The sequence below is a fragment of the Chitinophaga sp. genome, from assembly GCF_036569185.1.
Lineage (GTDB): Bacteria > Bacteroidota > Bacteroidia > Chitinophagales > Chitinophagaceae > Chitinophaga.
In genome coordinates, this window is record NZ_DATCRD010000173.1 from 1 (window position 1) to 26532 (window position 26532).

Here is a 26532-nt window from a genome sequence, read left to right on the forward strand (position 1 = left end):
ATTCACTGCTTTTGTACCCACCCCGTTCAAACCAACCGATTTCTGAAAGGCCTTGCTGTCGTACTTGGCGCCGGTATTGATCTTACTTACTACATCCACCACTTTTCCCAAAGGAATACCACGACCAAAATCACGTACCGTAACATGGTGCTCCGTTACCTTGATATCCACCTGCTTACCAAAGCCCATGGTATGTTCGTCAATACAGTTATCCGTCACCTCTTTCAGCAGGATGTAAATACCATCATCCATGCTTGAGCCATCTCCCAGTTTACCGATATACATACCAGGCCGCAGGCGGATATGCTCCCGCCAGTCCAGCGACCGTATGGAGTCTTCCGTATAGGAAGCAAATAGATCTTTGTTATCCGTTTTGTCGGTATTTGCCATAATATATTATAATTTCCTAAATACTATTGTTTCACAGGTCATCCAATGTTTTGCAAGGATACTAAATCTTTTAGCAAAATCGGATTGCTGGCAAAAATAAAGGATTCAGGGAATCATCCCAAGTATAAGTTATACACTATGCTTATTTTATTTGTTACCAATGTATTAAGACTGTTAAATTTTATATTTCCAGGAGATAATGATCACTTTTGGGGATTTTAGGGAAGTATCACATGAAAATGGTATAAAAAAATATAATGTGAATGAATCCTTATATCAGAAATTTCTTTATATTTACATAAGTCAACTATTTCAAGATATCCTAACCTATGTCCTTATGAAAATACTATTTCTACTCCTGCTTACTGCAGTTTTACTGGCCGCTATCGCCGCCACTTACTTCATTAAAAAAGAACAGGATAACAGCATTGGGAATAAATTCCTTCGCCTCATCCGGAAATTTGATTCATGGCAGATGATGCGATGATCACATTATTTCTTTCCAGCAACCGGCTTTCATACAATATTTTATAACTGTCACATTAGCCTGGCAATAGCCATCAGGGAGTGTTATGTTCGGAACTTAACCATATTACCTATTAACCGTAAATCCCTATCCTTATGAAAACTGGTCTTTTATTTAGACTTGCCTGTCTGTTGATTGCTGCTGTGGTATTAACTGTGCACCTGTTGTTTAAACCGAAAACAGGGCAACACTAAAAAAATAATCAGGGACCTTGTTGCTTCATCATTACATGAAACAATAAGATCCCTGGTTACCAATTACCTGTTGTAATATTTATTAACGGCATCCGTACGGCTGCGCACGTGTAGTTTTTCATAGATATTATGCACATGCCGTCTTACTGTTTCAATACTGATAAATAAGTTGCTGGCAATTTCCTTGTACAGGTAGCCTTTCGATAACTGGTCAAGGATTTCCTTTTCACGCGTGGTCAGCGCTTCCAGCGCCGGGTTAGGCTTTGCCTGTTTCTGGAAAAATGCTACCACTCTCCTCGCTATCTGCGAGCTCATCGGAGAACCGCCATCATACAAGTCGCGAATAGCTTCCAGTAATTCTCCCGGGGATGTTTTCTTGAGAATATAACCACTGGCCCCTGCTTCCAGTGCCATAAAGATTTTATCGTCATCTTCATACACTGTCAGCATCATAAACTGCATGTCGGGATGCTCACGCTTCAACTGCGCAATACATTCAATACCATTCATGCCACCCGGCAGGTTGAAATCCATCAATACTACATTCGGCATCAACCGGGGGATCTGTTCCACGGCAGTTTCCGCATTGTTGAATGTCCCTACACAGGCGTAACCGTCAGAACCATTAATCAGCAATTCCATAGCCGTGCGGATATCATGATTATCTTCCACTATCGCAATGGTGATAGTATCCATATTATCCTGGGACTTCTTCTTTGAATATACAGTCATTTTAAAGGAAATTATAACACTTAAATGTTATTAAAAACAAATGTATGTTAATTTAGTGGGATATCGAGAAAAACTATTGTGCCGTTGTTTGAGCTGATATCTGCGTTTCCGCCTACAGACATCATTCTCTTCTGGATATTCTTCAAGCCGTTACCAAATAATCTGACCTTCTCCTGGTCAAAACCTTTTCCATTGTCCTTGATCATAATCGTCATATTTTTATGCACCTTCACTTCCACAATTACTTCTGTTGCTTTAGCGTGTTTCACAACATTGTGCAGCGATTCTTTCACTGCCAAATAAATATTCCTTCGTGTGCCCCCGCTCAGCTTAATGTTCGGGATCACTTCGGGGATATAGAACTGGTGCGTGATATGTGCATGCTCCAGGAACTCTGCTGCAAAGCTTCTCATATAGGCGATCAGGTTGGCCAGCGAATCGTTGGAGGAGCTCATCGCCCAGATGATCTCACTCATCTTGTCCACCATTTCCCCTGCCGTTTCTGAAATACGTTCCACTTCCCTCGTCTGCGAAGGATCCTGTATCTTTCTTTTGGCCACCTCGCTCAGCAACCTGATGGTAGATAAACCTGATCCCAGGTCGTCATGCATATCGCTGGAAATGCGCGCCCGCTCCTGGTCTACCGCCTGCTCTTTCTCCAGCTTCAGTTTCTCATGCCGTATCTTGTAATCAAGGTACAGCGTTGAAAAATAATAGGCGATTCCCAGCAACAGCAGCAGCAATAAAAACCGGAACCACAACGATTGCCAGAAAGGAATTTTAATGACTATCTCCAGCGTAGTAGGCACCGTGCTCCAGATATCATCATTATTGGATCCTCTTAACTTAAAAACATAACTGCCCGGGTGCAGGTTCGTATAACGCGCCATGCGGAAAGTACCGGCCTGTACCCAGTCTTCATCCGCCCCTTCCAGTTTGTACTGCACCTTATTCTTTAGAGGATTAGTATACTCCAGTGGCACAAACTCAATAGCAATCGTATTCTGGTTATATGGCAACTCAATTTTGGTGAGCAATGAGATCGCGGTGTCGGATTCATAAGGCTTGTCCAGCACTTCCATCCGGCGGATGACCACTTTTGCATTCGAGAGGTTATCCCGGAAATTTTTCGGATAAAAACCATTTACACCACGGATACCGCCAAAAAATAATTCACCATCGATGGATTTATAAAACGCACCGGTGTTAAACTCGTTCGACTGCAACCCGTCCTCGTTATTATAAGTAGTGATCTCATCTGTTAGCGGGTTGATCTGCGATAATCCCTTATTGTGGCTTACCCAGATCCGGTCTTTATCATCCAGCAGTACGCCGTACATGTAGTCGTTGATCAGCTTGGGATTATCATAACTGTTGTAGTGCTTCTTAATGCGACCTGCATCATCCAGGATGAATAGTCCTTTATTGGTAGCCACCAGCAACTCCTTGTGTGCATTTTTATTGATGGATTTAACGGTGGTACCGGATGGAATGAATACGCTTTTCCAGCGGGAGTCGGCCACCCGTTTTACATACAGCGCCGATTTTGTGCCCACGTACTGGTTACCCATATAGTCTTCGTAGAAAGCAGTCAGCAGCTCCTCTTTAAAATGATGCACTACTGCCGCTTCATGTCCCCTCTCTGTTTCATCAAACATCAGCAGGTAACCGCCGTAATTAAAATACAACTGCCCGTTGGTACGTTTGAACAGGAAAGGAAATGGCGCCGGCTGTGTAGGCAGGCCCAACGCGGTTACTTTTCCCGTAAGGTCAATAAAGGACTTGGTTTGTACATTAAACAACCCGATATGCATACCTGCAAAGTGCAGCCATAGCTGATCCCCGTTCTCCCTGCAAATAGCTCCCAGGTCATTGCCGGGAAACTTCCCGGGATATAATTCATTTGAAATGCGCTCCAGGAATTTCCCTCCATCTCCATAAATATTCATTCCATCCCGCATCAGTCCCACATACAGTTTACCATCATCATGTTTGTACACTGCCTGCACCATGTTATGGGTGATATAAGGAGAACGGTAAAGATTAAATACTTTTTTATGCGGGGAATATTTTTTCAATCCATCGCCATCCGTGCCTACCCACATATTATCAGCCACATCGCGGTAAAGCCAGGATACATTGTTGAACGAGCGCGTTTCAAATGTATTAAAGCTCACAATATGCCGTATAATTTCATTCCGGGCAATACTGTAAATCAGCACGCCGTCGCTTCCGCCGATCCATACATTACCATATTGATCCAGCTCAGACACCGCCGGGATAAACGGTTCTCCTTTCTCATTTTTCATATCAAAAACCAGGTCGCTGAATTTATTGCGCTGTTTGTTGAACAACGTAATATGCCCCGCGCTGATAATGAGCATCGAATCTTTATTCAGGTTGCGCAACAGCGGTTTGCTGCCAACGCCCGGTAAACAATAGGTAGAGATGCGGAGGTTTTTAGTGTTCAGGGAAAACAGCTCGCCCTGGTCCCCGTTCATCCAGATGGTGTTCCCGTCTTTCATGACTACAGAAGGCAGTATACCGCGTTGCAGGAATTGTGGCGGGTACAGGATAATACGGCGGGTAACATAAGTGGTATTGTCCAGCACATAAATGCCTTTCATCGGGCGCCATACCCACAGCGTATTGGTGGCAGTATCTTCTCCCAGGATCACGAATTTCACATTGGCATCGCGCTCTGCGGCATTTACAGTAGTCGTATCTTCAAACAACCTGCTGAAGTTGTTCTTGTATTTATCGTATACGCTGATGCCGTTGTTATGGGCCAGCAGCAGTTGGGAGCGACTGTCTTTATAAAAAGAAAAGCCTTTATATCCCTTCAGGTCAAAACGGTTGATCACGGCGCGGTTGCCCGTAGAGCCGCGGGCCACCAGCTCCCCTTTCCCTTCCCCTGCCTTATAAAGCGAGCTTGGTTTATAACGGTACTCATTAAAGGTATAACCATCGAAGCGGTTGATCCCATCGCGGGTGGCAATCCACATAAATCCCTGGTCGTCACGGGTAATATCAAATACGGTACTTTGGGAAAGGCCCTCATTAACGCTGTAGCTGTCAAAAATGTATGGCTTGTCCTGTGCATGGAGCATTCCGGGGAATAGTCCCCAAATACAGCATAGGATAAACATTTTTAAGCGATGCGGTCGATGCACTGGAATATTGTTATTGAGTAAGCAGGTCAGGTAATCTGCAAATATATAAATCTGTGTCACACTTTGTAGCAATTTTGTAATTTTCTTCCCGGTAACAGATTGGGAATAAATGAAATGCTTTATGAATACAGCCAACGCAACATCCGGCCGGACAGGCTTAAACATCCGCCAATGGCGCTTTGCCCGTTATACCACCTGCCTGCTGCGCCCGCTCCTGCGGGGATGCTTTGCTTTGATATGGGCCTTTACACCGGCTGCCGCCCAAGAGACCAATGCCGGCTATCATATAAACATCCTGACGGCAACTCCGGTTCAAAGTATACGGGGCCTCAGCGTAGTAACGGATGATATTGTATGGGCTTCCGGTACCGGCGGCCGGGTAGGCAACAGCACTGATGGCGGTAAGCACTGGAAATGGGTTACCGTAAGCGGCTGCGACAGCTGTGACTGGCGCTCGCTGTATGCCTTTAACGACCGCAAAGCCATTGTATTAAATGCCGGCGCACCGGCGCTGATTTTTTTAACGGAAGACGGAGGCGATTCCTGGAAACAGGTATTCTATGATAACAGGCCGGGTATTTTCTTTGATGCCATGCAGTTCTTTAACGAACAGGAGGGCATTGCCATCGGCGATCCTATAGAAGGAAGATTTATTGTCATTCGGACACATAACGGCGGCCTTAGCTGGAAAGCCGATCCTGTTGCTGCTTTGCCCCGTGCAGCGGAAGGGGAAGCTATCTTTGCCGCCAGCGGCACCAGCCTGGTACTGCTTCCGGAAAATAATGTTTACTTTGCCACCGGTGGCCAGGTAGCGCGCCTCTTTAAAAGTGGTGATAACGGGCAGGCATATACGATCCCGCTGGTGCAGGGTAGCAGCACCACCGGCGTATTTTCCATCGCGTTCCGCGATGCCGCCAACGGTATTGCAGTAGGGGGCGACTATAAGCAGGATACCGCCCGGAAAGGCAATTGCATGCTTACTTCCGATGGAGGCCGCAACTGGAAGGCACCCGCCACTCCTCCGGGCGGATACCGCTCCTGTGTAGCCTGGATCAACCCGCAGCTGCTTATCGCCACCGGCACTTCCGGTACGGATATTTCAACAGATGGCGGACATCACTGGAAAACGATCGGGAAAGGATTCAATGTGGCCGCAAAAGCAAGAAAGGGCACTAAGGCGTATGTGGCGGGGAAAGATATCGGGGAACTTGCAAACCATTGATCCCAACTGCCTTACAAGCCACCGCCAATAAAAAGGTGCTCCTGGAAAGGTGCACCCACTAAAATAGGTTAAAGCAAAAAGTAAATTTATTGATATGAAGTTAATAAGTAATTCATTTACTTGCCGGGATTTTTTGCAAAGCTGCCAATTTACAGGGTAAACGCCGGAAAAGTAGCATCTAACGCAAAAGGACTATCACTACTCTGATTTTTTTATGTAATTTAAGACCTCGGTAACAGATTACCGCGCATCCAGAAAAAGAGATTATGCAAGTTGAAACCTCGTCCAGTAAATACGGCGCCAAACATTATCCTGATGGGATCAGGGAATGGAAAAAAGAAGGAAATTATTTTTGTTTTTATACTACAGAAACGATTCTCGAAATAAGAGTGATCGCCGATAAGATCATCCGCTTCAGATACGCTGCTGAAGGCACTTTTCAAAGGGATTTTTCCTATGCTACCAGTGATACGCTGGAAGAATCGCCCATCTCATTCGGAATTAAGGAGTGGGAAGAAACTTTTGAGATCTATACAGATGAACTGAAAGTATTTATTGCACGCGATAACCTCCGCATCACTATTTCAGACAAGGAAGGCAAAGTGATTAACCAGGATGAAATGGGTTATCACTGGCAGCACTACCTGCTCAAAGGTGGTAAGATCCAGTATTGCAGCAAGTTAGTACAGGAAGGGGAATGCTTTTACGGGCTGGGTGATAAGCCTACTGAACTGAACCTCCGTGGTAAACGGTTGGAGAACTACGGAACGGATGCCTATGGTTACCAGAAAGATACAGATCCGCTGTACCGGAATATCCCCTTTTATTACGGCCTGCATCATGGCATAGGCTATGGCATTTTCTTCGATAATACCTTCCGTACCATCTTCGATTTTGGCAAGGAAAGGGAAGACGCCTGCAGTTTCTGGGCCCGGGGCGGAGAAATGAATTATTACTTTATTTATGGCCCCGACCTGCTGGAAGTGGCCGAATCCTATACAAAAATTACAGGTACCCCTGAACTGCCCCCCTTGTGGGCATTGGGCTACCACCAGTGCCGCTGGAGCTACTACCCGGATACCCGCGTGAGGGAGATTGCAAAAGAATTCCGGACACGGAAAATTCCCTGCGATGTTATTTACCTGGATATTGACTATATGGACGGCTTCCGCTGCTTTACCTGGAATAAGGAATGGTTCCCTGATCCGGCAGGACTGATCAAAGACCTGGCCGCGCAAGGGTTCAAGATAGTAGTGATCATCGATCCCGGCATTAAGGTGGATACCGATTACGCTGTATACCAGGAAGGCATCAAAAACAACTATTTCTGTAAACGTGCCGACGGCGCGCTCATGGAAGGAGATGTGTGGCCGGGCAAATGCGTGTTCCCCGATTATACCAATCCCGAAGTAAGGGAATGGTGGAGCAGCCTTTTCAAAAGCCTGGCCGAAATTGGCGTGCGCGGCGTTTGGAACGATATGAACGAACCCGCTGTGTTTGAAATGGGCTCCTTCCCGGAAGATGTACGCCACGATTATGATGGCGAAGAGGTTAGTCACCGTAAAGCGCATAACGTATACGGTCACCTTATGAGCAAGGCTACCGCAGCCGGTATGAAAAAATACCTGATGCCCAACCGCTCCTTCCTCATCACCCGTTCCTGCTATGCCGGCGCCCAACGCTGGTCTTCTGTATGGACCGGCGATAACGTTTCCAGCTGGGAGCATTTGTGGCTGGCCAGCGTGCAATGCCAGCGTTTATCCGTTTCGGGGATATCTTTCACCGGTAGTGATATCGGTGGTTTTATCGGCGAGCCCGACGGGGAATTGTACACCCGCTGGATACAGCTGGCTGTTTTCCACCCGCTCATGCGCACTCACTCTGCCAGCAATGAAACAGGCTTTAACCAGGAGCCCTGGAGCTTTGGCGCAGAGTACGAAAAAGTAGTGACTAAATTTATTACATTAAGATATAAGCTGCTCCCTTACCTGTATACTACCTTCTGGCAATACGCCTCACAGGGCACGCCCATGCTGCGCCCGCTGGCTTTTGTTGCGCAGGCGGATCCGGCTACGCACAACTGCTCGCACGAATTTATGTTCGGCGATTCGCTGCTCATCAGCCATGTAAGCGAAAAAGGAATGCAGGAAAAAGGCGTATACCTGCCTGCCGGTAACTGGTATTATTTCTGGAACGACCAGAAATACACCGGCGCCAAAGAAATAAAGGTAAAAACGCCCCTGGATGAAATGCCGCTGTTTGTAAAAGCAGGCGCCGTATTACCGGAATACCCGGAAATGCAGTATACCCAGCAAACACCGGTTACGGAGATGCTGCTGCATGTTTACTTCGGGGAAGAAGAAGTAAAAAGCGTATTGTATGAAGATGCCGGCGACCACTACGGTTATAAGAACGGGCAATATAACGTGATCCGCTTCAAGCAACGTTCTTCAGCACAACAGTTTTATCTCAAAAAACAATTCTATATCAACTACGAAACATCCTATAAAAATCATAGGATCATTATCCATGGCCTGCCATTCAAACCCACTACCTTATTGGTAGACGGGCAGACCATTACCTTACGGCCAGAAAACCTGCAGGCAGATAATACGGTATCTTTCGTAGTACCAAGAAACTTTGAAGAAATATCGATGAAGTAAAAATAGCAGCTAAAGTGGTGAGAAGAAAAAAAGGCACTTCAGATAGAGATCTCGCGCCGGTTTCATAACCTATGCCAACTTTAGAAATATAAAATTAGATGCTAAATATCATTGTACAAAATGTTGAGCCGGTGTAAATGCAGAATGAACAAAATGAATAACTCCTTAACATTGAATTAAGGATTCATAAAGCAATTACAACGGTAAAAAGCCGGCAGATCCTTTTTGAATAAGGGTTACATCATAGAAAATCAATTTAGCAAATTTACGTTCGGGGCGGAATGCCGCCGTAATGGCTTTGCTACTTCTTATGGAGTATGGGTATGTGCTTCATCTCAGGAAAGACTTTGATGATGATTTGTGGAGATGTATGTGGGGCTCATCTCAGGAGAGACTTTGATGATGATTTGTGGAGATGTATGTGGGCTTCATTTCAGGAAAGACTTTGATGATGATTTGTGTGGAGATGTATGTGGGGCTTCATTTCAGGAAAGAATTTCGATGATGATTTGTGGAGATGTATGTGGTGCTTCATCTCAGGAAAGACTTTGATGATGATTGTATGGAGATAGTATCCACCAGGTGGTAAGAGGCCTGACAGGCTTCAGCATTTGCCTCCCTATGAAAGAAAGAACATCATCCAGGCAAAAGCAAAAACGTAAAGGCCAAAAGATGAACACTCATCCTTGAGCCTTTTCAAATATTGTTTATGCTCAATAAAAAATAGACAGAAAGAAAATAGATGTCAATGCGCAAAACACCAGGAAGATAAAAACAGCTCTGAAAAGGATCTCCATCTTATCGGTCGTATATTCTATTCCGTGTAGTTCCTGAGGATTTTCTGTGTGGTTGATACTTAGGCTTTTCATACAAACAAGTTAAAAGGATTCTGCAATAAAAAATTATTGGTGACTTACGGGTTCTATAAATCACATCCTTTAATGAAATTACATAAAAAAAGCTAAAACGGACAAAATCTTTTTGTTCATTTTAGCCTTATTCCTGTTCATTTTGATCAGCCCTTCTTTTTGTGCTTGCCGGCATTTTCGTGCGGCAGCTGCAATGGCGCCTTCTTTGCGGCCGGAGCGGCCGTTTCTGTGCTATCGCCCAACTCATCTGCCGTTACGGTTTCACCCCGCTTGTAATATTCTTTTACCATCTTTCCCGTTTCCTCATCATATAACTTCCATACTCCATTACGAACGGAATTCCCCTGTCTTACAATCTCCGTAGGGGTTTCAGCGTTGGTTACCGGGTCAATGATCATGATCGTATCCCGCTGCCCCTCAATTTCCGTAGCCAGGAAGGCCCCTTCCTCACTGGGTTTCCCGTTGGGGAAATAATATTTGCAATACCCGTCCAGCACATTGTTCTTATAGGTTTCCTCCGCCAGCAGGTTACCAATGGCAGAAGTTTTTTTCCATACGCCCTCCTTACGGCCATTTTTGTAAACACCTTCCCAGGTGTAGCCAGGCTCGCCCCGTAGCTCTCCTACTTCTTCTACCCAGCGCCCCTGCTTACGGTTTTGTGCATCACGTTGGTTTATTTTTGCCTGGGCCATTCCATTGCTCCATGCCAGCAACAGCAACAGGCATAAAAACAGTATTCTTCTCATAGATAGTACTTTGTTGCAAGTTAAATATTTAAGGCGGATTTTGTCTGACGCGGATTTTGTCTGACTCAGGATTACGCTGATTATACTGATTACCTGGATTTTATTTTTTGGATTTGAATGATTAAATGAGAGATAAAAGCGAATAGCCTAACGCGGATTTTGTCTGACTCAGGATTAAACTGATTATACTGATTACCTCGATTTTTATTTTTGGAATTTTGAATGATTAATAAAATAATGAGAGATAAAAGCAAATAACCCACCACGGATTTTGTACTGGAACACTGATTACGCTGATTATATTTTTGGATGAATAAAAAAATCAGGGAGATAAAAAACGGATCACCCGCTTCTCTCTCCCCGAATCATTTATAATCCAAAAAGTTAACTCAAAGTAATCAGTATAATCAGCGTAATCCTGAGTCAGACAAAATCCGCGGCAGACAAAATCTGCCATAGTCGCCGAAGGCGACCCATTTACTTATGCAGCTGTATATTGCCGATCCGCGTATCCTTGCCCCGCTCTACTTTCACATTGGTAACGGTGGTATCCTTGTAACCGTTGGAGGCGTTCACAAAAACGTTCCAGTCGTTGCCAACTTTCAGCCCACGTACCTTGTACTCACCGCTTCTCCACGGTAGTGCGTATAATGTATCGCTACTGCTGTTATAAATGGAGATCACAGGGTAGGCGTCCCATGGTGTTACCTTACCGGAAATGCTGCCCATTTTGAGAATGGTGAATACATTAATGTATGGTTTGAGGATGAATTTTCCATTCCATGTTCTGATGATGGAGCGCTGTACATCAAAGTCCAGCCACAACTGCAGGTTGTCTGCACTCAGTTCATCCCATTCGTTATGACGCACCCTTACAATGATCTTGGATTGCCCTGCGATCGATTTTACAGGATAGGTAACACCATCTTTTACCAGGGAATTCTGGTCGCCGATAGTAATACGGATACGTTCCATGGTTCCTTTCGCCACTATACCGCCAGCCAGCAACGTATCGGCACCGTTCCTTAAAGTCAGCAGGTCATAAACACCTGGTTTAATATCCAGTGAATCCCACAACTGGCAGGTGTCTTTACCACTGTTCCGGTCGTGGCGGTCTTCATCCCACCAGCAACGGTCCCTGTCCGGCCAGTTATCATCATCTGTTTTGCCGCAGGTATCTACCAATACTTCCACACTGCGGATATCCAGTAATACTTTATCGAAGTACCCCGGATCATCTGATAAATAAAGACTTACTTTTTGCTTATTGTCCGGAACAGGCGTGGTAGAAGTGGAACTTTCCTTCTTACAGGATACCACTAATGTAACAGCAGCCAACATCGCCATCACTAAACCAGGCCCCGGCTTGCGGAGAACGTTTTTCATAAAAAGAACGGTTTTATGTAACTAAATAAAAATATGGACGAATTGATCTGGTTGAAATACCGACATCACATAAAACGTACCACCACCAATGGTTATTGCAAAAGGGATCAGACAGCTTATAGACGATGGAAATAAAGAAAAGTTTAACCCTGTGCGAAGATTGTAGCGAAGATTGTCTGACTCAGGATTATAATGATTACGCTGATTACGCTGATTTTTTCCTTATCCTTTTATAAAGGATTTATTCTTTGTGTTTTATAAAGATGAAAGAAAATAGCATCTTTAAAAAAGATAACGTGTTCAATGAGAATCATCCTAATAATATAAAAGATACCAGGAGATAACAGGGTAATATTTTCCTGCTGTCTCCCGGCATTTTTTTTAAAAATTAAGTCAAACAAATTGACAAAATCCCCTGAAAAATAAATCCCTGTAATCCTGTGCCCAGGCGCCTTTGCTACAAGTACTAATCCACCCGTTTGTCCTGAAACACTGATTATTTTGATTTCATTCTCTATAAAAAAATCCGGGAGATAACAGTGAAAATATCACCCTGTTATCTCCCGGAATATTTTTAAAATTCAGTCAAATGATCTTACTAAATCTCCCAAAATCCTTTATAAAATCTTAAAGAAAAAATCAGCATAATCATCATAATCCTGAGTCAGACAACCTTCTCTACAATCTCCGCGTAAATCTGAGTATCGTTGCACCCAAAGGAGGCAGGCGCAAAGAAATCGTATAGTCCCTGCCGTTATATATCTGTTTGGTGGTCCTTATTACGCCCGTATTCAGCACCCCGCTGCCATAATACTCCGGTGCATCACTGTTCAATACTTCTTCCCATTCCCCTGCTACCGGAAGCCCAATGAGGTAGTTCTCACGCACTACCGGGGTCATGTTCAGCACTACCAGCAGGATGTCGTCTGTTGCCTTTCCTTTCCGCGTATAAGCCAGTACACAGTTGTCATAATCATTCACCGTGATCCATTCAAACCCCGCGGGATCAAACTGTTGCTCATACAAAGCGGTGGAACGGGCATAAAATCCGTTGATATCCTTTACAAACGCTTTCAGGCCCTGGTGAGTGGCATGCTGCATCAGGTGCCAGTCGAGCTCTCCACGGTAATTCCATTCAGACGTTTGCCCAAATTCATCTCCCATAAACAAAAGCTTGGTACCGGGATGGGTATACATATAGCTGTACAGCAAACGGAGATTGGCAAACTTCTGCCAGTCGTCGCCGGGCATTTTATACAGCATGGGCGATTTCCCATGCACTACTTCGTCATGGCTCAGCGGCAACATGAAATTTTCCCCGAAAGCATATACCATGCTGAAGGTCAGATCGTTCTGGTACCATTTCCGGTGAATGGGGTCCCTTTTGAAATAATCAATGGTATCATTCATCCATCCCATCATCCATTTCATTCCAAAACCCAATCCTCCCATAAAGGTGGGCCTTGATACCCCGTAATGCGAGGTGGAATCCTCTGCAATGGTTTGTACATCAGGGAACAGCGCATATACCGTTTCATTCAGTTTCTTCAGGAAACTGATGGCTTCCAGGTTCTCATTGCCTCCCACTTCGTTTGGCTCCCAGGCCCCTCTTTCCCTGGAATAATCCAGGTGTATCATGGAAGCTACGGCGTCCACACGGATGCCGTCTACATGAAACCGGTCGAACCAGAAAATGGCATTGCTCAGCAAAAACGACCGCACTTCATTTCTTGCATAGTTAAAAATATAGCTGTTCCAGTCGGGATGATAACCTTTACGCATATCCGCATACTCATATGCATGCGATCCGTCGAACCGGAATAATCCATGCGCATCATACGGGAAATGTGAAGGTACCCAATCCAGTATTACGCCTATACCGGCCAGGTGGAATGCTTCCACCATTTCCATAAAATCCTGCGGCGTGCCATGCCTGGAAGTAGGCGCAAAGTACCCGGTGATCTGGTAGCCCCAGGAGCCATCAAAGGGATGCTCCATTACGGGCATCATCTCCACATGGGTAAAGCCCATTTCCTTCACATACGGCACCAGCATTTCGGCTATTTCCTGGTAAGAATACACCCGCTCGGCATCAGCAGGATCCGGACGGCGCCAGGAGCCCAGGTGCACCTCGTATACGGCAAAAGGACGGTCCAATGCATTGTTGTTCCGGCGGTTATCCATCCATTTCTTATCATCCCATTCATAATCCAGCGGGTATACTATGGAAGCGGTTTTTGGGCGCACCTCCCAGTGATTGGCGTATGGGTCTCCTTTTATCAGCTCTTCACCGCTGTTGGAACGGATAAAATATTTATAGAGGGCGCCAGGTTTCACCCCAGGCACAAAGCCTTCCCAGATACCGGAGCTGTCCCACCTCGGGTAAAGGGTATGGCTGTAATGATCCCACCCGTTAAAATCACCCATTACGGCCACAAATGCGGCATCCGGCGCCCAAACGGCAAAGTAGGTTCCGCTGGCGCCTTCCACTTCTGTGGCATGCGCCCCGAACTTTTCGTATAGCCGGTAGTGTGAGCCCGCCTGGAAAAGGGTAATATCACTGGAAGAAAACAGGGTAAATGGTTCTACATACTGTAAAGCGCGATTTGTATCTCCGTTCATAGTAACGTGTGAATTGGGTGTCTTAATTAACAAGATAGTTTAATTTTTGGGAAAATGACAGTCAGGATGAAACAGATATTTTCATGAAAACAAAAAAGGTGCCCTGTGGACACCTTTTTCATTTATATCGCTATTCTGATATGCGGATTAGTACTTTTTACGGAACGGGGGTTTGCCACCACTGCCGAAAGACTCGCGCCTGTCGCCACCGTTGCGGCTACCGCCCGGGCGGCCGCCTTCAGAGCTCCAGCTTCTTTTACGCGGACCGTAATCGCCACCGGAACGTGGACGTCTGTCGCCATCCTGTGACATTTCAATCCTCACACTGCGGCCATTGTATTCCACTTTCTTGAAGGCTTCAGTTACTTTCGCCAGCTCATCGTTCTCTACTTCAAAGAAGGAATAAACCCCTTTCAGATCGATACGGCCAATTTTATTGCCACGTAAACCGGTATTATCACACAGGTAACGGAGCATATCGCCGCGGTTGAAATCGTCTACAGAGCCCAGGTTGATGAACAAACGGGTGAACTTGCCATCGCTTCTGCGCGGTCCCCTGTCTTCCCCGAATGTACCGCGTCTGTCGTCTTTCGCGTTCAGATCCGGCGCATCCTGGTAGTATTCCAGGAACTGGTTGAATTCGAGGGAAGCAAAACGTTTGATCAGGTCTTCCTTGGTCATGGATGCAAACTCTTCGTTGATGCGCTCCATATAAGGTTCAATCTGTTCTTCGTTTACTACCACGTTATGTACCTTATGTACCAGGCCAAACAGTTGTTTTTCACAAACTGCGAAACCATCCGGTACTTCAGCTTTTACAAATTTCTTCTGGATCACACGTTCAATCTGGCGGATCTTCCCGATATCGCGACTGCTGATCACAGCAATAGAGATACCTGATTTACCGGCCCTTCCTGTACGGCCGCTTCTGTGGGTGTAATTTTCCACGTCGTCCGGCAGGTCGTAATTGATTACGTGCGTTACGTTGTCCACGTCAATACCGCGTGCAGCTACGTCGGTTGCTACCAGTACCTGCAACGCTCTTTCGCGGAAGCGTTTCATTACCTTATCACGCTGTTGCTGGGTCAGGTCGCCATGCAGGGCGTCTGCATTGTAACCGTCCTTGATCAGTGATTCGGCAATTTCCTGTGATTCAATTTTGGTACGGGTAAAGATGATACCAAAAATTTCAGGGTTGAAATCCACGATACGTTTGAGGGCCGCGTATTTATCGCGTGGGCGCACTACATAGTATTCGTGCTCAATATTAACGTTACCGCTGTTTTTGCTGCCTACGGTCAGTTCAAACGGATCTTCCATGTATTTCTTGGCGATACGGCGAACTTCCTGCGGCATGGTAGCAGAAAACAACCAGGTGGTTTTACCTTCAGGTGTGTTGGACAGGATACTGTTGATATCTTCCTGGAATCCCATGTTCAGCATTTCATCTGCTTCATCCAGTACCGCGTAGCGCACGTTTTCAAAGTTAACCGCGCCACGGTCAATGATATCCAGTAAACGGCCGGGAGTAGCCACTACGATGTGTACTCCTCTTTTCAGTTCACGCAGCTGCTGAACAATGCTGGAACCGCCATATACCGCTACGATGCTTACATCGCCCAGGTATTTGCTGAAGTTTTTCAGATCGTTGGTGATCTGCAAACAGAGTTCACGGGTAGGGCATAAGATCAGCCCCTGTGGTTTATTTATTTTCAGATCCAGTTGCTGCAACAGTGGCAGGCCAAATGCGGCAGTTTTACCGGTGCCCGTCTGGGCAAGACCTACGAAATCGCGGTCGCCTCCTAACAATACTGGTATTGCCTGTTCCTGGATGGGAGTTGGGGAAACGAAGCCCAGGTCCGTAATTCCCTTTAAAATAGGCTCTTGTAAGCCCAGTGATTCAAATGTAGTCATTGATTTGCATTAATCAAGCTCCGTCGGGAGCTGTGGATATAGCCTTTAGCAGTTAGCTATCAGCTGTTAGAAATATTATTTTCAGCTTTTAGCGGTTAGCTATCGGCTGTGTTGATGGCTTCAGTCATTAACTGTTAGCTACCAGTTCTCCTTCGAGGTCGTAGTCAAACGCTTTGGTGATACGTACTTCCACAAAATCTCCCGGTTTCAGGCGTTTGTTGGTGTCTATGATCACCTCATTATCTACTTCCACCGAATCAAACTCGGTACGGGCAAGGTATCTGCCTGCCTCTTTTTTATCTACTATTACTTTAAAGATCTTCCCTACTTTTTCCTGGTTTTTTTCCAGGGAGATTTCCTGCTGTACTTCCATAATTTCCTGCGCTCTTCTCTCCTTTTCCTCTGCAGGGATATTATCTTCCAGCTCGTAGGCACTGGTGCCTTCTTCATGGCTGTAAGTAAATACTCCTACCCGGTCGAAACGCATTCTTTCCAGGAACCCTTTCAATTCTTCCACATCGTCTTCCGTTTCACCGGGGAAACCGGCAATGAGCGTGGTACGTAAACAGATACCAGGTACTTTCGCACGGATGTCGTGTACCAGCTGCTCAATCTCCTCCCGGGTGATCTGGCGTTTCATTGCCTTCAACATGGCATTGGAAGCATGTTGCAGCGGCATATCGATGTATTTGCAGATATTCGGGAACTCGTTCATCACATCCAGGATCTCCATCGGGAACTTGGTTGGATAAGCGTAGTGAAGGCGGATCCATTGCAGTCCTTCCACTCCGGCCAGCGCCCGCATCAGGTCGCCCAAACGGCGCTGCTTATACAGGTCCAGGCCATAGTAGGTCAGTTCCTGCGCAATGAGCATGATTTCCTTTACACCTGATTTAACCAGCTTCTGTGCCTCTGTTACCAGTTCCTCGATAGGTTTGGAAACATGTCCTCCCCGCATCAGCGGGATGGCACAAAAAGAACAGGTACGGTTACAACCTTCTGCTATTTTCAGGTAAGCATAATGAGAAGGGGTACTCAGTAATCTTTCTCCAATCAGTTCTGCTTTATAATCTGCGTCAAACTTTTTCAGGATCAGGGGCAGTTCCATGGTGCCGAACCAGGCGTCTACTCCTGCTATCTCTGATTCCAGGTCGCCCCGGTAGCGCTCACTCAAACAACCCGTTACATACACCTTATCCAGTTTACCGCGTTGCTTCAGCTCTACCTGCTCCAGGATGGTGTTAATCGATTCTTCTTTGGCCTTGTCAATAAATCCGCAGGTGTTCACTACAACAATGTTGTGGTCGCGTTTTGCACTTTCATGCACCACATCGATTTCATTAGCTTTGAGCTGTCCGCTCAGCACCTCTGAATCCACCATGTTCTTGGAACAACCAAGCGTAATAATATTAACCTTGTCTTTCTTTAAAGTTTTTGTCTTCAAGCGCGAATGTTTTAAACAAGCGGTCAATTATTGCTGAACCGCTACCGCCACGAAGACACACAGACACTGATTGAATGTAACAGCAGACTTACTGTATGTGACTTGAGTCTTAGTGGGGGTTAAGGAAGGTGCAAAGGTAGAAAAAAGATTTGACAATCAGAAATTAATGCTAAGTAACTGTTGACTAGTTACTTAGCATAACATTGGAACCAGGTCAGCCCAGCATCTGCATGGCCTTCTCGGCACGTTCGCGGGCTTTCTGTCTTTTATAATGGTACCACCATTTAGGCGCCATCTTGATCATAAGATTGTTCATTCCCCGCAGGCCCACAAGGTGGTAAAGACCGTTGAGTTTGTTGATGAAAGAAGGATCCAGTGCGCGCAGGCTCATGGCAAAACCGCCATCCAGGTACTCCATATGATGCCAGTAGCCAGCCGGCATAAACATGGTATCGCCATGGTTGAGCACGGCAGTGTATCCCTTTGCATGTTTCAGCGCCGGGAACTGTTCCTGGTCCAGCTGCTCGTTCCAGTTCACGAAATTGGCGGCGCTTTCTACGGTAAAAGGCATCCGGTAAATGAGGGGCGACTGGTTATTCTCCAGCAACAATACCCTTTTGCGGCCAATGAACTGGGTATGGAAAATATGCGAAAGATCTATGTCATAGTGCATATGCGCTACAGATCCCGCGCCACCCACAAACAACATGGGAAATTTTTTCAGGAATCCGGAAGCCAGTTCATCCGGGAAAGTGAAATCTTCCACCAGCTGGGGGGCATGCTGAAAAATGTTAAACAGGAAAATCCGGAGCGCCACCGGTCCCTGCTGTATCATATCGAGGTATGCCCCGAAAGTAATGTAATCATCTGCTCCGTTTACAAGGGTATTTTCGTTGGCGCGCTCATTATTGTATACCCCAACCGTCTTGTGCCCGACTATTGATTTGAAATAATCCCATGTCCACTTGTTGTAGGCCGGCCAGTGTTGGCTAAGTGCTGATGCCGGGATAATTACAGGTTTACGTGGATGGTAGTAATTTTTCTTGAATTCCGCTGGTGTAATATCTTCAACTCGATCTATGTGCTGTATTATCATACTTACGAATTGTTAAAAGGGTACAAAAAGGGAACAATTATTCAAATGTAATAAATGCGGTGTTATTTTATAACTACAAACGAAGCGCTTTAATGTTAATCAAAAAATGAGCCGGGCTCCTGTTGGAGCCCGATTGTTTTTACCTAAAGTAAAATATTAAATAAAGTTTGCGCTAATTGATAAATAAGCTTCACAATAACAACAAAATCAGGAATTTACGCTAAACAGTGATTCTACGAAAGATTCTTTATTAAATACCTGCAGGTCTTCCATTTTCTCTCCTATACCGATGTATTTTACCGGTATTTTAAACTGGTTGGCAATGGCAAGCACTACCCCGCCCTTCGCTGTACCATCCAGTTTGGTGATTGCCAGGGCCGTTACCTCAGTAGTGGCGGTAAACTGTTTGGCCTGCTCCAGCGCATTCTGCCCGGTAGAACCATCCAGTACCAGCAGTACCTCATGCGGTGCATCCGGGATCACCTTCTTCATTACCCGTTTGATCTTGCCGAGTTCATCCATCAGGTGAAGTTTGTTATGTAAACGGCCGGCGGTGTCTATAATAATTACATCCACTTCCCTGGCGGCGCCGCTCTGTACGGTATCAAAAGCTACCGCACCGGGGTCAGATCCCATCTGTTGCTTTACTATAGGCACTCCCACTCTTTCGCTCCAGATAGTGAGCTGATCTACCGCTGCTGCACGGAAAGTATCTGCTGCGCCAAGCATTACTGATTTGCCCGCTTTCTTGAAGTTGTAGGCCAGCTTACCAATAGTAGTGGTTTTACCTACCCCGTTTACGCCTACCACCATGATCACGTAAGGCTTTTTGCCTTCCGGTATGTCAAAATCCCGGAAACCGCTATCGGGCGCATCTACCAGCAAGGCTGCAATTTCTTCCTGCAACATCCTGTTTAACTCACTGGTTCCCAGGTATTTGTCTTTAGCCACCCGTTGCTCTATCCGGTCAATGATTTTTACCGTGGTATCTACCCCAACATCAGCGGAAACAAGGGCATCCTCCAGGTTATCCAATACTTCAGTATCTACGGTAGATTTTCCTGCAATGGCGCGTCCTATTTTACTCAGGAAGCTCTCTTTGGTTTTTTGTAATCCCTGGTCCAGATTCTCCTTCTTCTCCCTGGAAAATAGTTTATTGAAAAAGCTCATAATTTAGATTAATTGGGTCCGGTATGTTCCGTTTTTTGAGTTATCCGTGACAGCATTTGCAATAGGGTGCTAAAATACATCTTTTAGCGGATTTACGCGGATTTTGTCTGACTCAGGATTTTGATAATTTCGCTGATTACGCTGATTTTATTTAAGGGATTTTAAGGGATTTTTAGAAATATAATAATATACTCAGGATATATAAAAAATATGCATGCGTATAATCGCTTATATCTCCCCCAATCTGTAAAATCAAAAAGAATAAAATCAGCGTAATCAGCGAAATCATCAAAATCCTGAGTCAGACAAAATCCGCGTAAATCCGCGCTAAACGCAAAAAGCTGTCCTTTATCAGGACAGCCTTTCAGTATTATTAGTAAAGCCGAATTACTTTTGGTTCATGTGCTCCTGGATCTTATCCTTGTGCACGATAGCTTCCTTAAAGGTGTATGCACCGGTTTTAGGAGAGCGTACTGCCCTGATCACCTTGGTCCATACCTTTGATTCAGCTGCTGCTTTAGCATCTTTTACTTTCGCGTTCTTTGAAGCTACTTTTGCCATGGTATTCTATTGTTTTTATGGTCTAATGGCTATTGGCAGTATACTGATACAGCCATTCACCATCAACAATTATTATTTGATTTCTTTGTGTACAGTCACTTTCCTTAAAATAGGATTGTACTTCTTCAACTCCAGACGCTCAGGAGTATTTTTCTTATTCTTGTTAGAGATGTAACGGGAAGTTCCGGGCTGACCAGAAGCTTTGTGCTCTGTACACTCCAGAATTACCTGCACTCTATTACCTTTTTTTGCCATTGTGTATTACAAATTAAGTGAGTCTTAGAATTAGATTTCCTGACCAGCTGCACGCAATTCCTTCACAACTGCATACAAACCTCTCTTGTTGATGGTTCTCAAACCGTCAGCAGATACTTTCAATGATATCCATTTGTCTTCTTCTGCCAGGAAAAAACGTTTCTTTTGCAGGTTAGGAAGAAACCTTCTGTTTGTCTTAATGTTGGAGAAGGAAACATGGTGACCTGTAATCGGCTTCTTTCCTGTCACCTGACATACTCTTGCCATGATCTAAAAATTTAGGAATGCAAAAGTCCAATTTTTTTGTGGATTTTGCAAATATTATTAAATGAATTTATTCACAAATGCATAAAAGCCACCCTTAAAAAGGGCTCCCTCAAGATGTGAACACAATGCAAAAGATTGATAACCAAATAATTATATGGCAGATTTCCATCTGTCTTTTGCCAGATTTTTTTTTACAACAGCACGATCAGGCTACGCAAAACTGCTCCCAATCTTACCGACTCCAATACCCTTTGCTGATCTGTTCCGTGTTTCAGTAACGCCTCTTCATGGGAAGTAACGCACATTTCACAACCATTCAGCGCAGAAACCACCAGGCTCAGCAACTCGAAAAACTCTTTCCCTAGCACCGGGTTCGCCATAATGCTCATCCGGATACCTGCCGGGGTGTTGGTGTAAAATTCCTTGTTCACAAAATGCCTGAAACGATAAAACACGTTATTGGCACTCATGAGGGAAGTACAACTGATCACCTCTGCAATCTCCTTGGCTGTTGCCCCTTCCTGTACTGCCAGCTTCTCAAACGATGCCTGCAGCCCCGCATGCTTCTCATTCACCGCTACGGCCAGCCCGATCATATATGCCTCCTTTTTCTGCAGCGTAGGCGCCGCCAGTGAATTGGCTACATTGATCTTCAGATCCTTCAGGTAACGTGCATCCACATTCACCAGGGATTGCAGTTTACCGGACACCGCATCAGCCGTTAATCCCACCGCCTCCAGTAACTGTACAGCCGTATCCTGATTTGTTGTTGCAAACATAATATGTAATTTTTTTATCTATTCATTTCATTAACGGGAGAAGCCATCCCTTCAGGACTGCTTCTCCCGTAATAAAACAGTAAATGACTTGATTAATTAAACAGACAGTGTAGCTTCACCCTTAGTCCAGTTGCAAGGGCACAGCTCATCTGTTTGCAGTGCATCCAGCACACGCAGTACCTCTTTCACACTACGGCCTACAGACAGGTCGTACAGGGAAACCCAACGTACAATACCCTGGGGATCTACAATATAAGTAGCACGGTAAGCCACTTTTTCATTAGCTTCCAGGATACCCAGCTCGGTAGCCAGGGATTTGGAAGTATCAGCCAGCATAGGGAACTGCAGTCCGCGCAGGTCTTCATGATCTCTTCTCCATGCAGCATGTACAAACTCACTGTCAGTAGAAGCACCGATCAACACCGCATCACGATCAGCAAAATCCTGTGCATGTTTGTTAAATTCAGCGATTTCAGTAGGACATACAAAAGTAAAGTCTTTAGGCCACCAGAACATCACCATCCATTTGCCGGAGTTTTTCAGTTCTTCTGAAGACAGCTCATAAAATTCTTTACCTTTTTCAATAGATACTACAGCCGTTTTTTTGAATTCGGGAAACTCTGACCCTACGGATAAGATAACATTTTTCATAATAACTAATTCTCTTTTTGATTTACAGACTAATGATTTTATTCTTTGACGGCGCAAAGATCACATTACATTCATTATTAATCAAATAGATTTTAAAAATGTGGTATTGACTTTCTCTATATATATCGTTTTTTACTGCGGTTACACAACTAACGGGGAGCGGCGCCTATATAATCAAAAAAAATATTCCAGGCTTAACATTTTTATGCTATTTCTGTAACATTTTGGCACGTTATTTAGTTATATAGATGGACTTTTTAATCAAATTAGCATGGAAATGAAGAAAAAATACTTTTTACTGGTGGTTATTACGATTGGACTTGCTTTGATCCCGTTTATTAAAAACAGCATCATTAAACACGATGAATTTGACGCTACACGAGATCTGTTCATTTAGTGTTTAGCGGGTCCCATTGACCGTTTCTGAAAACACCCCAAAAGTGGGGTCGGGCTTTTATATGCCGGCAAATAATGATGCAGCCGGGTTGCGCTCCACCCCCCTTAAATTTCTCAGCGGATACTCGCTCCGATTCATCCGCCTTCACACACACTTTATAGTTGATTTTCAACCGATAAAAAAGAATTGGGAGACAACAGCGAATACTTTCGCCATTGTCTCCCAACTCCTTTTAAGTGTGTAACGGAACACATAAATTTCCTCTATAACTCTTACCCAGCCTATATTTCCGGATCAAGTCCACCTCTCCTCCACGTCATGTCCTTTTTCGCTGCATGCCATAAGCATGCGCCAAGTATCCGCTAAACCACTGCTGTTCGTTTGCAAAGCCAATCAGGTATTCTCACTGATCACATCCGCAAAGCTCCGGATACCGATCATTTTGGCGGAAGTATAACCTTCTGCATACTCCACTCCTACCATCTTCCCCAGCATTTTCGCACGGTAAATAACGCTGTCAAAAAAGGCGGAACCGGAAATATAGGTTTGCGGCTCATGGTCTTTCGGCGCCAGGAACTGTGAACTGAAACTCCTGATCGCTTCCAGCTTACGTTCCATTACGGGGGTAATATCTATTACAAAATCGGGCTCATGATAACGGTCCTGCAGGAAATGAAAAACCTGTTTCGGGCGCCACGCTTCCTGAGGCTGCCCATCTGCCAAAGTTTCCACTTTTCTCAATCCCGCCAGGAAACAACTGTCTTCAATCAGTTTGCCGGCCCTTCCATGGTCGGGGTGACGGTCGTCCATTGCATTGGCCAGCACAATTTCCGGCCTGTACTTACGGATGGCGGTAATAATGGCCATTTGCTCCTTTGTATCATTCCTGAAAAAGCCATCGGCCAGGCCCAGGTTTTCCCTTACTTCAAGGCCCATGATCTTTGCGGCTGCCTGGGCCTCCTGCTCCCGCAGTTCGGGAGTACCACGGGTGCCCAGTTCTCCACGGGTAAGATCCACAACGCCTACCTTCATTCCCTGCTGCGCATGTATCATCAGGGTGCCGGCACAACCCAGTTCCACATCGTCCGGGTGCACCGCTATAGCCAGTATATCTAGTTTCATATGCTGTAAATTGAGGTGCAAAGATGGGAAAATATTTATTCTTCTGAGCTGGTGATAACGATCCCGGCCTTCCGGTCCATCACCTGGTACTTGTCCTGTACCTCTTTATCAGAAATAATCCGCAGGGAACGGAAGGTTTTCCGGTCAAGGGTCATTAAACCGGTTTCATTAGTGGGGGTAACGGGTTTGCCATTTACGATGAAGTAAAAGCTGCTGTCGTTGCCATACCTGCGCAGCAGGCTGTCGTATGCCGGCGACTGGCTGCTAAGCAGCACATTCACCCTTTTACGGGCAAAGGGTTTGGTTTCAATATATACCACGCCATTTTCTGCCTGGCTGCCATACTTCAGCACCGCTTTGGCGCCTTTGGCAATGGTGATCACCCCTATACGGTCGGGCGATACCTGCCCTATAGCGGCCTGGTTTACCACCACGCTGTCCAGCACATACACCGGGTCATCGCCGGCCACCTGTGCCATGGCTCCAACGGAAATAAATAATAAGCTGCTAAATAAGATCCTTGCTTTCATAATAAACCCTTTTCATGACAGGCGAATATTACGAAGATAGCCCAATTAATTGTAGACGCGGTATTGCTGGTACATTTCCAGTTCCTGTACGATCACCTCGATGTCATGATCTTCCTGCTTATCATAATCGCTTTTCAGGTTGCCTCCAAAAAAGAAAGCAACGGTTTGCCATACGCGGGCATTAAAGCCGCCTTTAAGCTCCTTGATGATTTCAAAACAGTTCTGCCCCGTTTCGCGGTCAATCAGTTTCATCAGCACTTTTCCCTGGTATACAGAGAGGTTTTCCAGTTTATCGCCAAACTGGGCCTTGAGCTCTTTTTCCTTGGTGGCCAGGAAGGCTTTGCGTTCCTTTTTATTCATGGTAGCCAGGCGGCTGTTCACATCTTTGAGCACCCTTGCTGCGGACCTGGCATAAGGGTAAGTTACATATACCGCGTTCCGTAAACGGCTCCAGCGCTCGCGTTCCTTACGCAGGGCTTTCGGCATCTTTGCCACTACGTCAAATATGGCCAGGGTGATCACCGGCACCGTATCCTGCCCCACTACAATGGCATGCAACGGTATCACATCCGCCCCATGCGCCTCCTGGGCCATCGCGCTCCTGTGGCAGAGGGACATGCCCAATACCAGGAATAGTGAAACGATGATCTGTTGAAGACGGATACGCATAGTTAACTTAACGTTGCTTACTGATAGAATGTTACCACAAGTTATAAAAAGATTTCAGATTCAGTGTTAACTAAAAAGTGTTAGCGGACTGGCTTCATATGTAAGGTGTTCTCCGCGAAATGATCCATCGCCTTTTCCACCGCGGGAATGTCGTGCCCTGTGAGCGCGCATCCCATTACATGATTACCTGCCCCGGGGATCGCCACGGCCTCTTTTAGGGAATCGGGCGTGCCCAGCTTTTTTTCCATCTCCAGGATGGCAGATACTCTCACAGTTCCATCCTGGTTTGCCTCATCTTTATAATAATATAAGTTAAGCACCGGCTGATGCACTTTCTCAAAAGTTGCGTCTACCATGCTGGACTCCAGCAGGTTTTGCAGCTGTACCACCGCTTCCAGGCGATAATTATTATACCAGTACTTTGCTATTTCCGGGTTCTTATCATCGCTACGCCGGAAATCCCCTTTGCTCACGGCCCTGGCCAGCTGTAACCCCCAGGGGTTATTGGCGAGGAAGGCCAGGTTGTCGTTGATGGCGATGTTGGGCGACATATTGATCATCGCATACACATCATTGGGATAAGCGGCGGCCAGCTTCAGCGCCAGCGTTCCTCCGGTGGAGGTGGTCATCAGGATCACCTTGTTACCCAGCGCCTTGCCTATGCTCAACGCCTCTTCTGCATCTTTCCACAAACCGGCTGCTGTCATATGCAACAGCGGATCGCTTGTTTCAATCCCGTGCCCATCGAGCCTCGACAGGAAAAGATTACACCCATAACGCGCGGCAAAATTGCGGTGCACCGGGTTCCCTTCTTCCTGGCTGGCGGAAAAACCGTGCAGGTACACCACGGAATAAGGGGTTTTATGAAAGCCGGTGTCCTGCCATACAATACGGGCTTCATTATCGGGCTTCAGCCGGAAGGCCGCTTCTTTATGCTTTATATAGGCATCCAGGGCAGGGCCGGCAGCCGGTACCGCGGGCAGGGCATGTTCATACACCGGCGTCCCGGGGGAGGGACCAAGAAAATATACCACGGCAAGCATGGCTATAACGATCAGGGATATACGTAACCACCTAGGCATCATCAGGATATTTATTCATGATAAATGTAGAGAAGAATTCTGAAATGCCGCCATTGGAGTAAGGATTTAACC

The 26532-nt window shown here is 45.7% G+C and carries 22 protein-coding genes; 3 read left to right on the forward strand and 19 right to left on the reverse strand.

Annotation, left to right across the window (positions count from 1 at the left end; all coding sequences use genetic code 11):
• Positions 1-390: ATP-binding protein (locus VIM72_RS12970; protein ID WP_332003258.1), on the reverse strand; the 390-nt coding region annotated here is incomplete at its 3' end.
• A gap of 337 nt (positions 391-727) precedes the next feature.
• On the opposite strand from VIM72_RS12970, the gene VIM72_RS12975 reads away from it, so the two are divergent.
• Positions 728-877 (forward strand): hypothetical protein, encoded by a 150-nt coding sequence (locus VIM72_RS12975; RefSeq protein WP_332003259.1) that lies wholly within the window; start codon positions 728-730, stop codon positions 875-877.
• Positions 878-1173: 296 nt separating this feature from the next.
• Here the strand turns inward: VIM72_RS12975 and VIM72_RS12980 are convergent, their stop codons facing one another.
• On the reverse strand, positions 1174-1842 hold the full coding sequence (locus VIM72_RS12980; RefSeq protein WP_332003260.1) for a response regulator transcription factor: 669 nt from the start codon (positions 1840-1842) through the stop codon (positions 1174-1176).
• A 47-nt stretch (positions 1843-1889) separates the two neighbouring features.
• Positions 1890-4952 carry a sensor histidine kinase gene (locus VIM72_RS12985; protein WP_332003261.1) on the reverse strand — a complete coding sequence of 1021 codons (3063 nt, stop codon included), beginning with the start codon at positions 4950-4952 and terminating at the stop codon, positions 1890-1892.
• A gap of 184 nt (positions 4953-5136) precedes the next feature.
• On the opposite strand from VIM72_RS12985, the gene VIM72_RS12990 reads away from it, so the two are divergent.
• A complete protein-coding gene (locus VIM72_RS12990; protein WP_332003262.1) occupies positions 5137-6237 on the forward strand; it encodes an oxidoreductase in 1101 nt (366 codons plus the stop codon).
• A 266-nt stretch (positions 6238-6503) separates the two neighbouring features.
• Positions 6504-8900 (forward strand): glycoside hydrolase family 31 protein, encoded by a 2397-nt coding sequence (locus VIM72_RS12995; protein ID WP_332003263.1) that lies wholly within the window; start codon positions 6504-6506, stop codon positions 8898-8900.
• 1015 nt (positions 8901-9915) lie between these two features.
• Here VIM72_RS12995 and VIM72_RS13000 read toward each other — a convergent pair.
• The 16 genes from VIM72_RS13000 to VIM72_RS13075 all read right to left on the reverse strand — a co-directional run bounded on the left by VIM72_RS13000 (position 9916) and on the right by VIM72_RS13075 (position 26460).
• Positions 9916-10515, reverse strand: a complete 600-nt coding sequence (locus VIM72_RS13000) for a hypothetical protein (protein ID WP_332003264.1) — start codon at positions 10513-10515, stop codon at positions 9916-9918.
• A gap of 477 nt (positions 10516-10992) precedes the next feature.
• Complete coding sequence (locus VIM72_RS13005) at positions 10993-11901, reverse strand: DUF4382 domain-containing protein (RefSeq protein WP_332003265.1); 909 nt, start codon at positions 11899-11901, stop codon at positions 10993-10995.
• A 678-nt stretch (positions 11902-12579) separates the two neighbouring features.
• On the reverse strand, positions 12580-14523 hold the full coding sequence (glgB, locus tag VIM72_RS13010) for a 1,4-alpha-glucan branching protein GlgB (protein ID WP_332003266.1): 1944 nt from the start codon (positions 14521-14523) through the stop codon (positions 12580-12582).
• A gap of 147 nt (positions 14524-14670) precedes the next feature.
• Positions 14671-16437 carry a DEAD/DEAH box helicase gene (locus VIM72_RS13015; RefSeq protein ID WP_332003267.1) on the reverse strand — a complete coding sequence of 589 codons (1767 nt, stop codon included), beginning with the start codon at positions 16435-16437 and terminating at the stop codon, positions 14671-14673.
• Between the two features lie 127 nt (positions 16438-16564).
• Positions 16565-17881, reverse strand: coding sequence for a 30S ribosomal protein S12 methylthiotransferase RimO (gene rimO, locus VIM72_RS13020; RefSeq protein ID WP_332003268.1), 1317 nt, complete (start codon positions 17879-17881; stop codon positions 16565-16567).
• A 214-nt stretch (positions 17882-18095) separates the two neighbouring features.
• On the reverse strand, positions 18096-18977 hold the full coding sequence (locus VIM72_RS13025; RefSeq protein ID WP_332003269.1) for a cupin-like domain-containing protein: 882 nt from the start codon (positions 18975-18977) through the stop codon (positions 18096-18098).
• Between the two features lie 207 nt (positions 18978-19184).
• Entirely contained in the window at positions 19185-20147 is a 963-nt protein-coding gene (gene ftsY / locus VIM72_RS13030) for a signal recognition particle-docking protein FtsY (protein ID WP_332003270.1), read from the reverse strand.
• Positions 20148-20534: 387 nt separating this feature from the next.
• The gene (locus VIM72_RS13035) at positions 20535-20708 is read right to left on the reverse strand and encodes a DUF4295 domain-containing protein (protein WP_142685122.1); all 174 of its coding nucleotides are present in this window, start codon (positions 20706-20708) and stop codon (positions 20535-20537) included.
• Positions 20709-20780: 72 nt separating this feature from the next.
• Positions 20781-20963 carry a 50S ribosomal protein L33 gene (rpmG, locus tag VIM72_RS13040; RefSeq protein ID WP_079468086.1) on the reverse strand — a complete coding sequence of 61 codons (183 nt, stop codon included), beginning with the start codon at positions 20961-20963 and terminating at the stop codon, positions 20781-20783.
• A 30-nt stretch (positions 20964-20993) separates the two neighbouring features.
• Entirely contained in the window at positions 20994-21230 is a 237-nt protein-coding gene (gene rpmB / locus VIM72_RS13045) for a 50S ribosomal protein L28 (protein ID WP_089759466.1), read from the reverse strand.
• Between the two features lie 191 nt (positions 21231-21421).
• Positions 21422-22009 (reverse strand): carboxymuconolactone decarboxylase family protein, encoded by a 588-nt coding sequence (locus VIM72_RS13050; RefSeq protein ID WP_332003271.1) that lies wholly within the window; start codon positions 22007-22009, stop codon positions 21422-21424.
• 96 nt (positions 22010-22105) lie between these two features.
• Positions 22106-22648, reverse strand: coding sequence for a peroxiredoxin (locus VIM72_RS13055; protein WP_394349218.1), 543 nt, complete (start codon positions 22646-22648; stop codon positions 22106-22108).
• Between the two features lie 802 nt (positions 22649-23450).
• Positions 23451-24179, reverse strand: a complete 729-nt coding sequence (gene bshB1, locus VIM72_RS13060; RefSeq protein ID WP_332003272.1) for a bacillithiol biosynthesis deacetylase BshB1 — start codon at positions 24177-24179, stop codon at positions 23451-23453.
• Positions 24180-24214: 35 nt separating this feature from the next.
• Complete coding sequence (locus VIM72_RS13065) at positions 24215-24709, reverse strand: hypothetical protein (RefSeq protein ID WP_332003273.1); 495 nt, start codon at positions 24707-24709, stop codon at positions 24215-24217.
• Between the two features lie 45 nt (positions 24710-24754).
• The gene (locus tag VIM72_RS13070) at positions 24755-25378 is read right to left on the reverse strand and encodes a DUF4294 domain-containing protein (protein WP_332003274.1); all 624 of its coding nucleotides are present in this window, start codon (positions 25376-25378) and stop codon (positions 24755-24757) included.
• An 80-nt stretch (positions 25379-25458) separates the two neighbouring features.
• The gene (locus VIM72_RS13075; RefSeq protein ID WP_332003275.1) at positions 25459-26460 is read right to left on the reverse strand and encodes an alpha/beta hydrolase; all 1002 of its coding nucleotides are present in this window, start codon (positions 26458-26460) and stop codon (positions 25459-25461) included.
• Between the last annotated feature and the right edge of the window lie 72 nt (positions 26461-26532).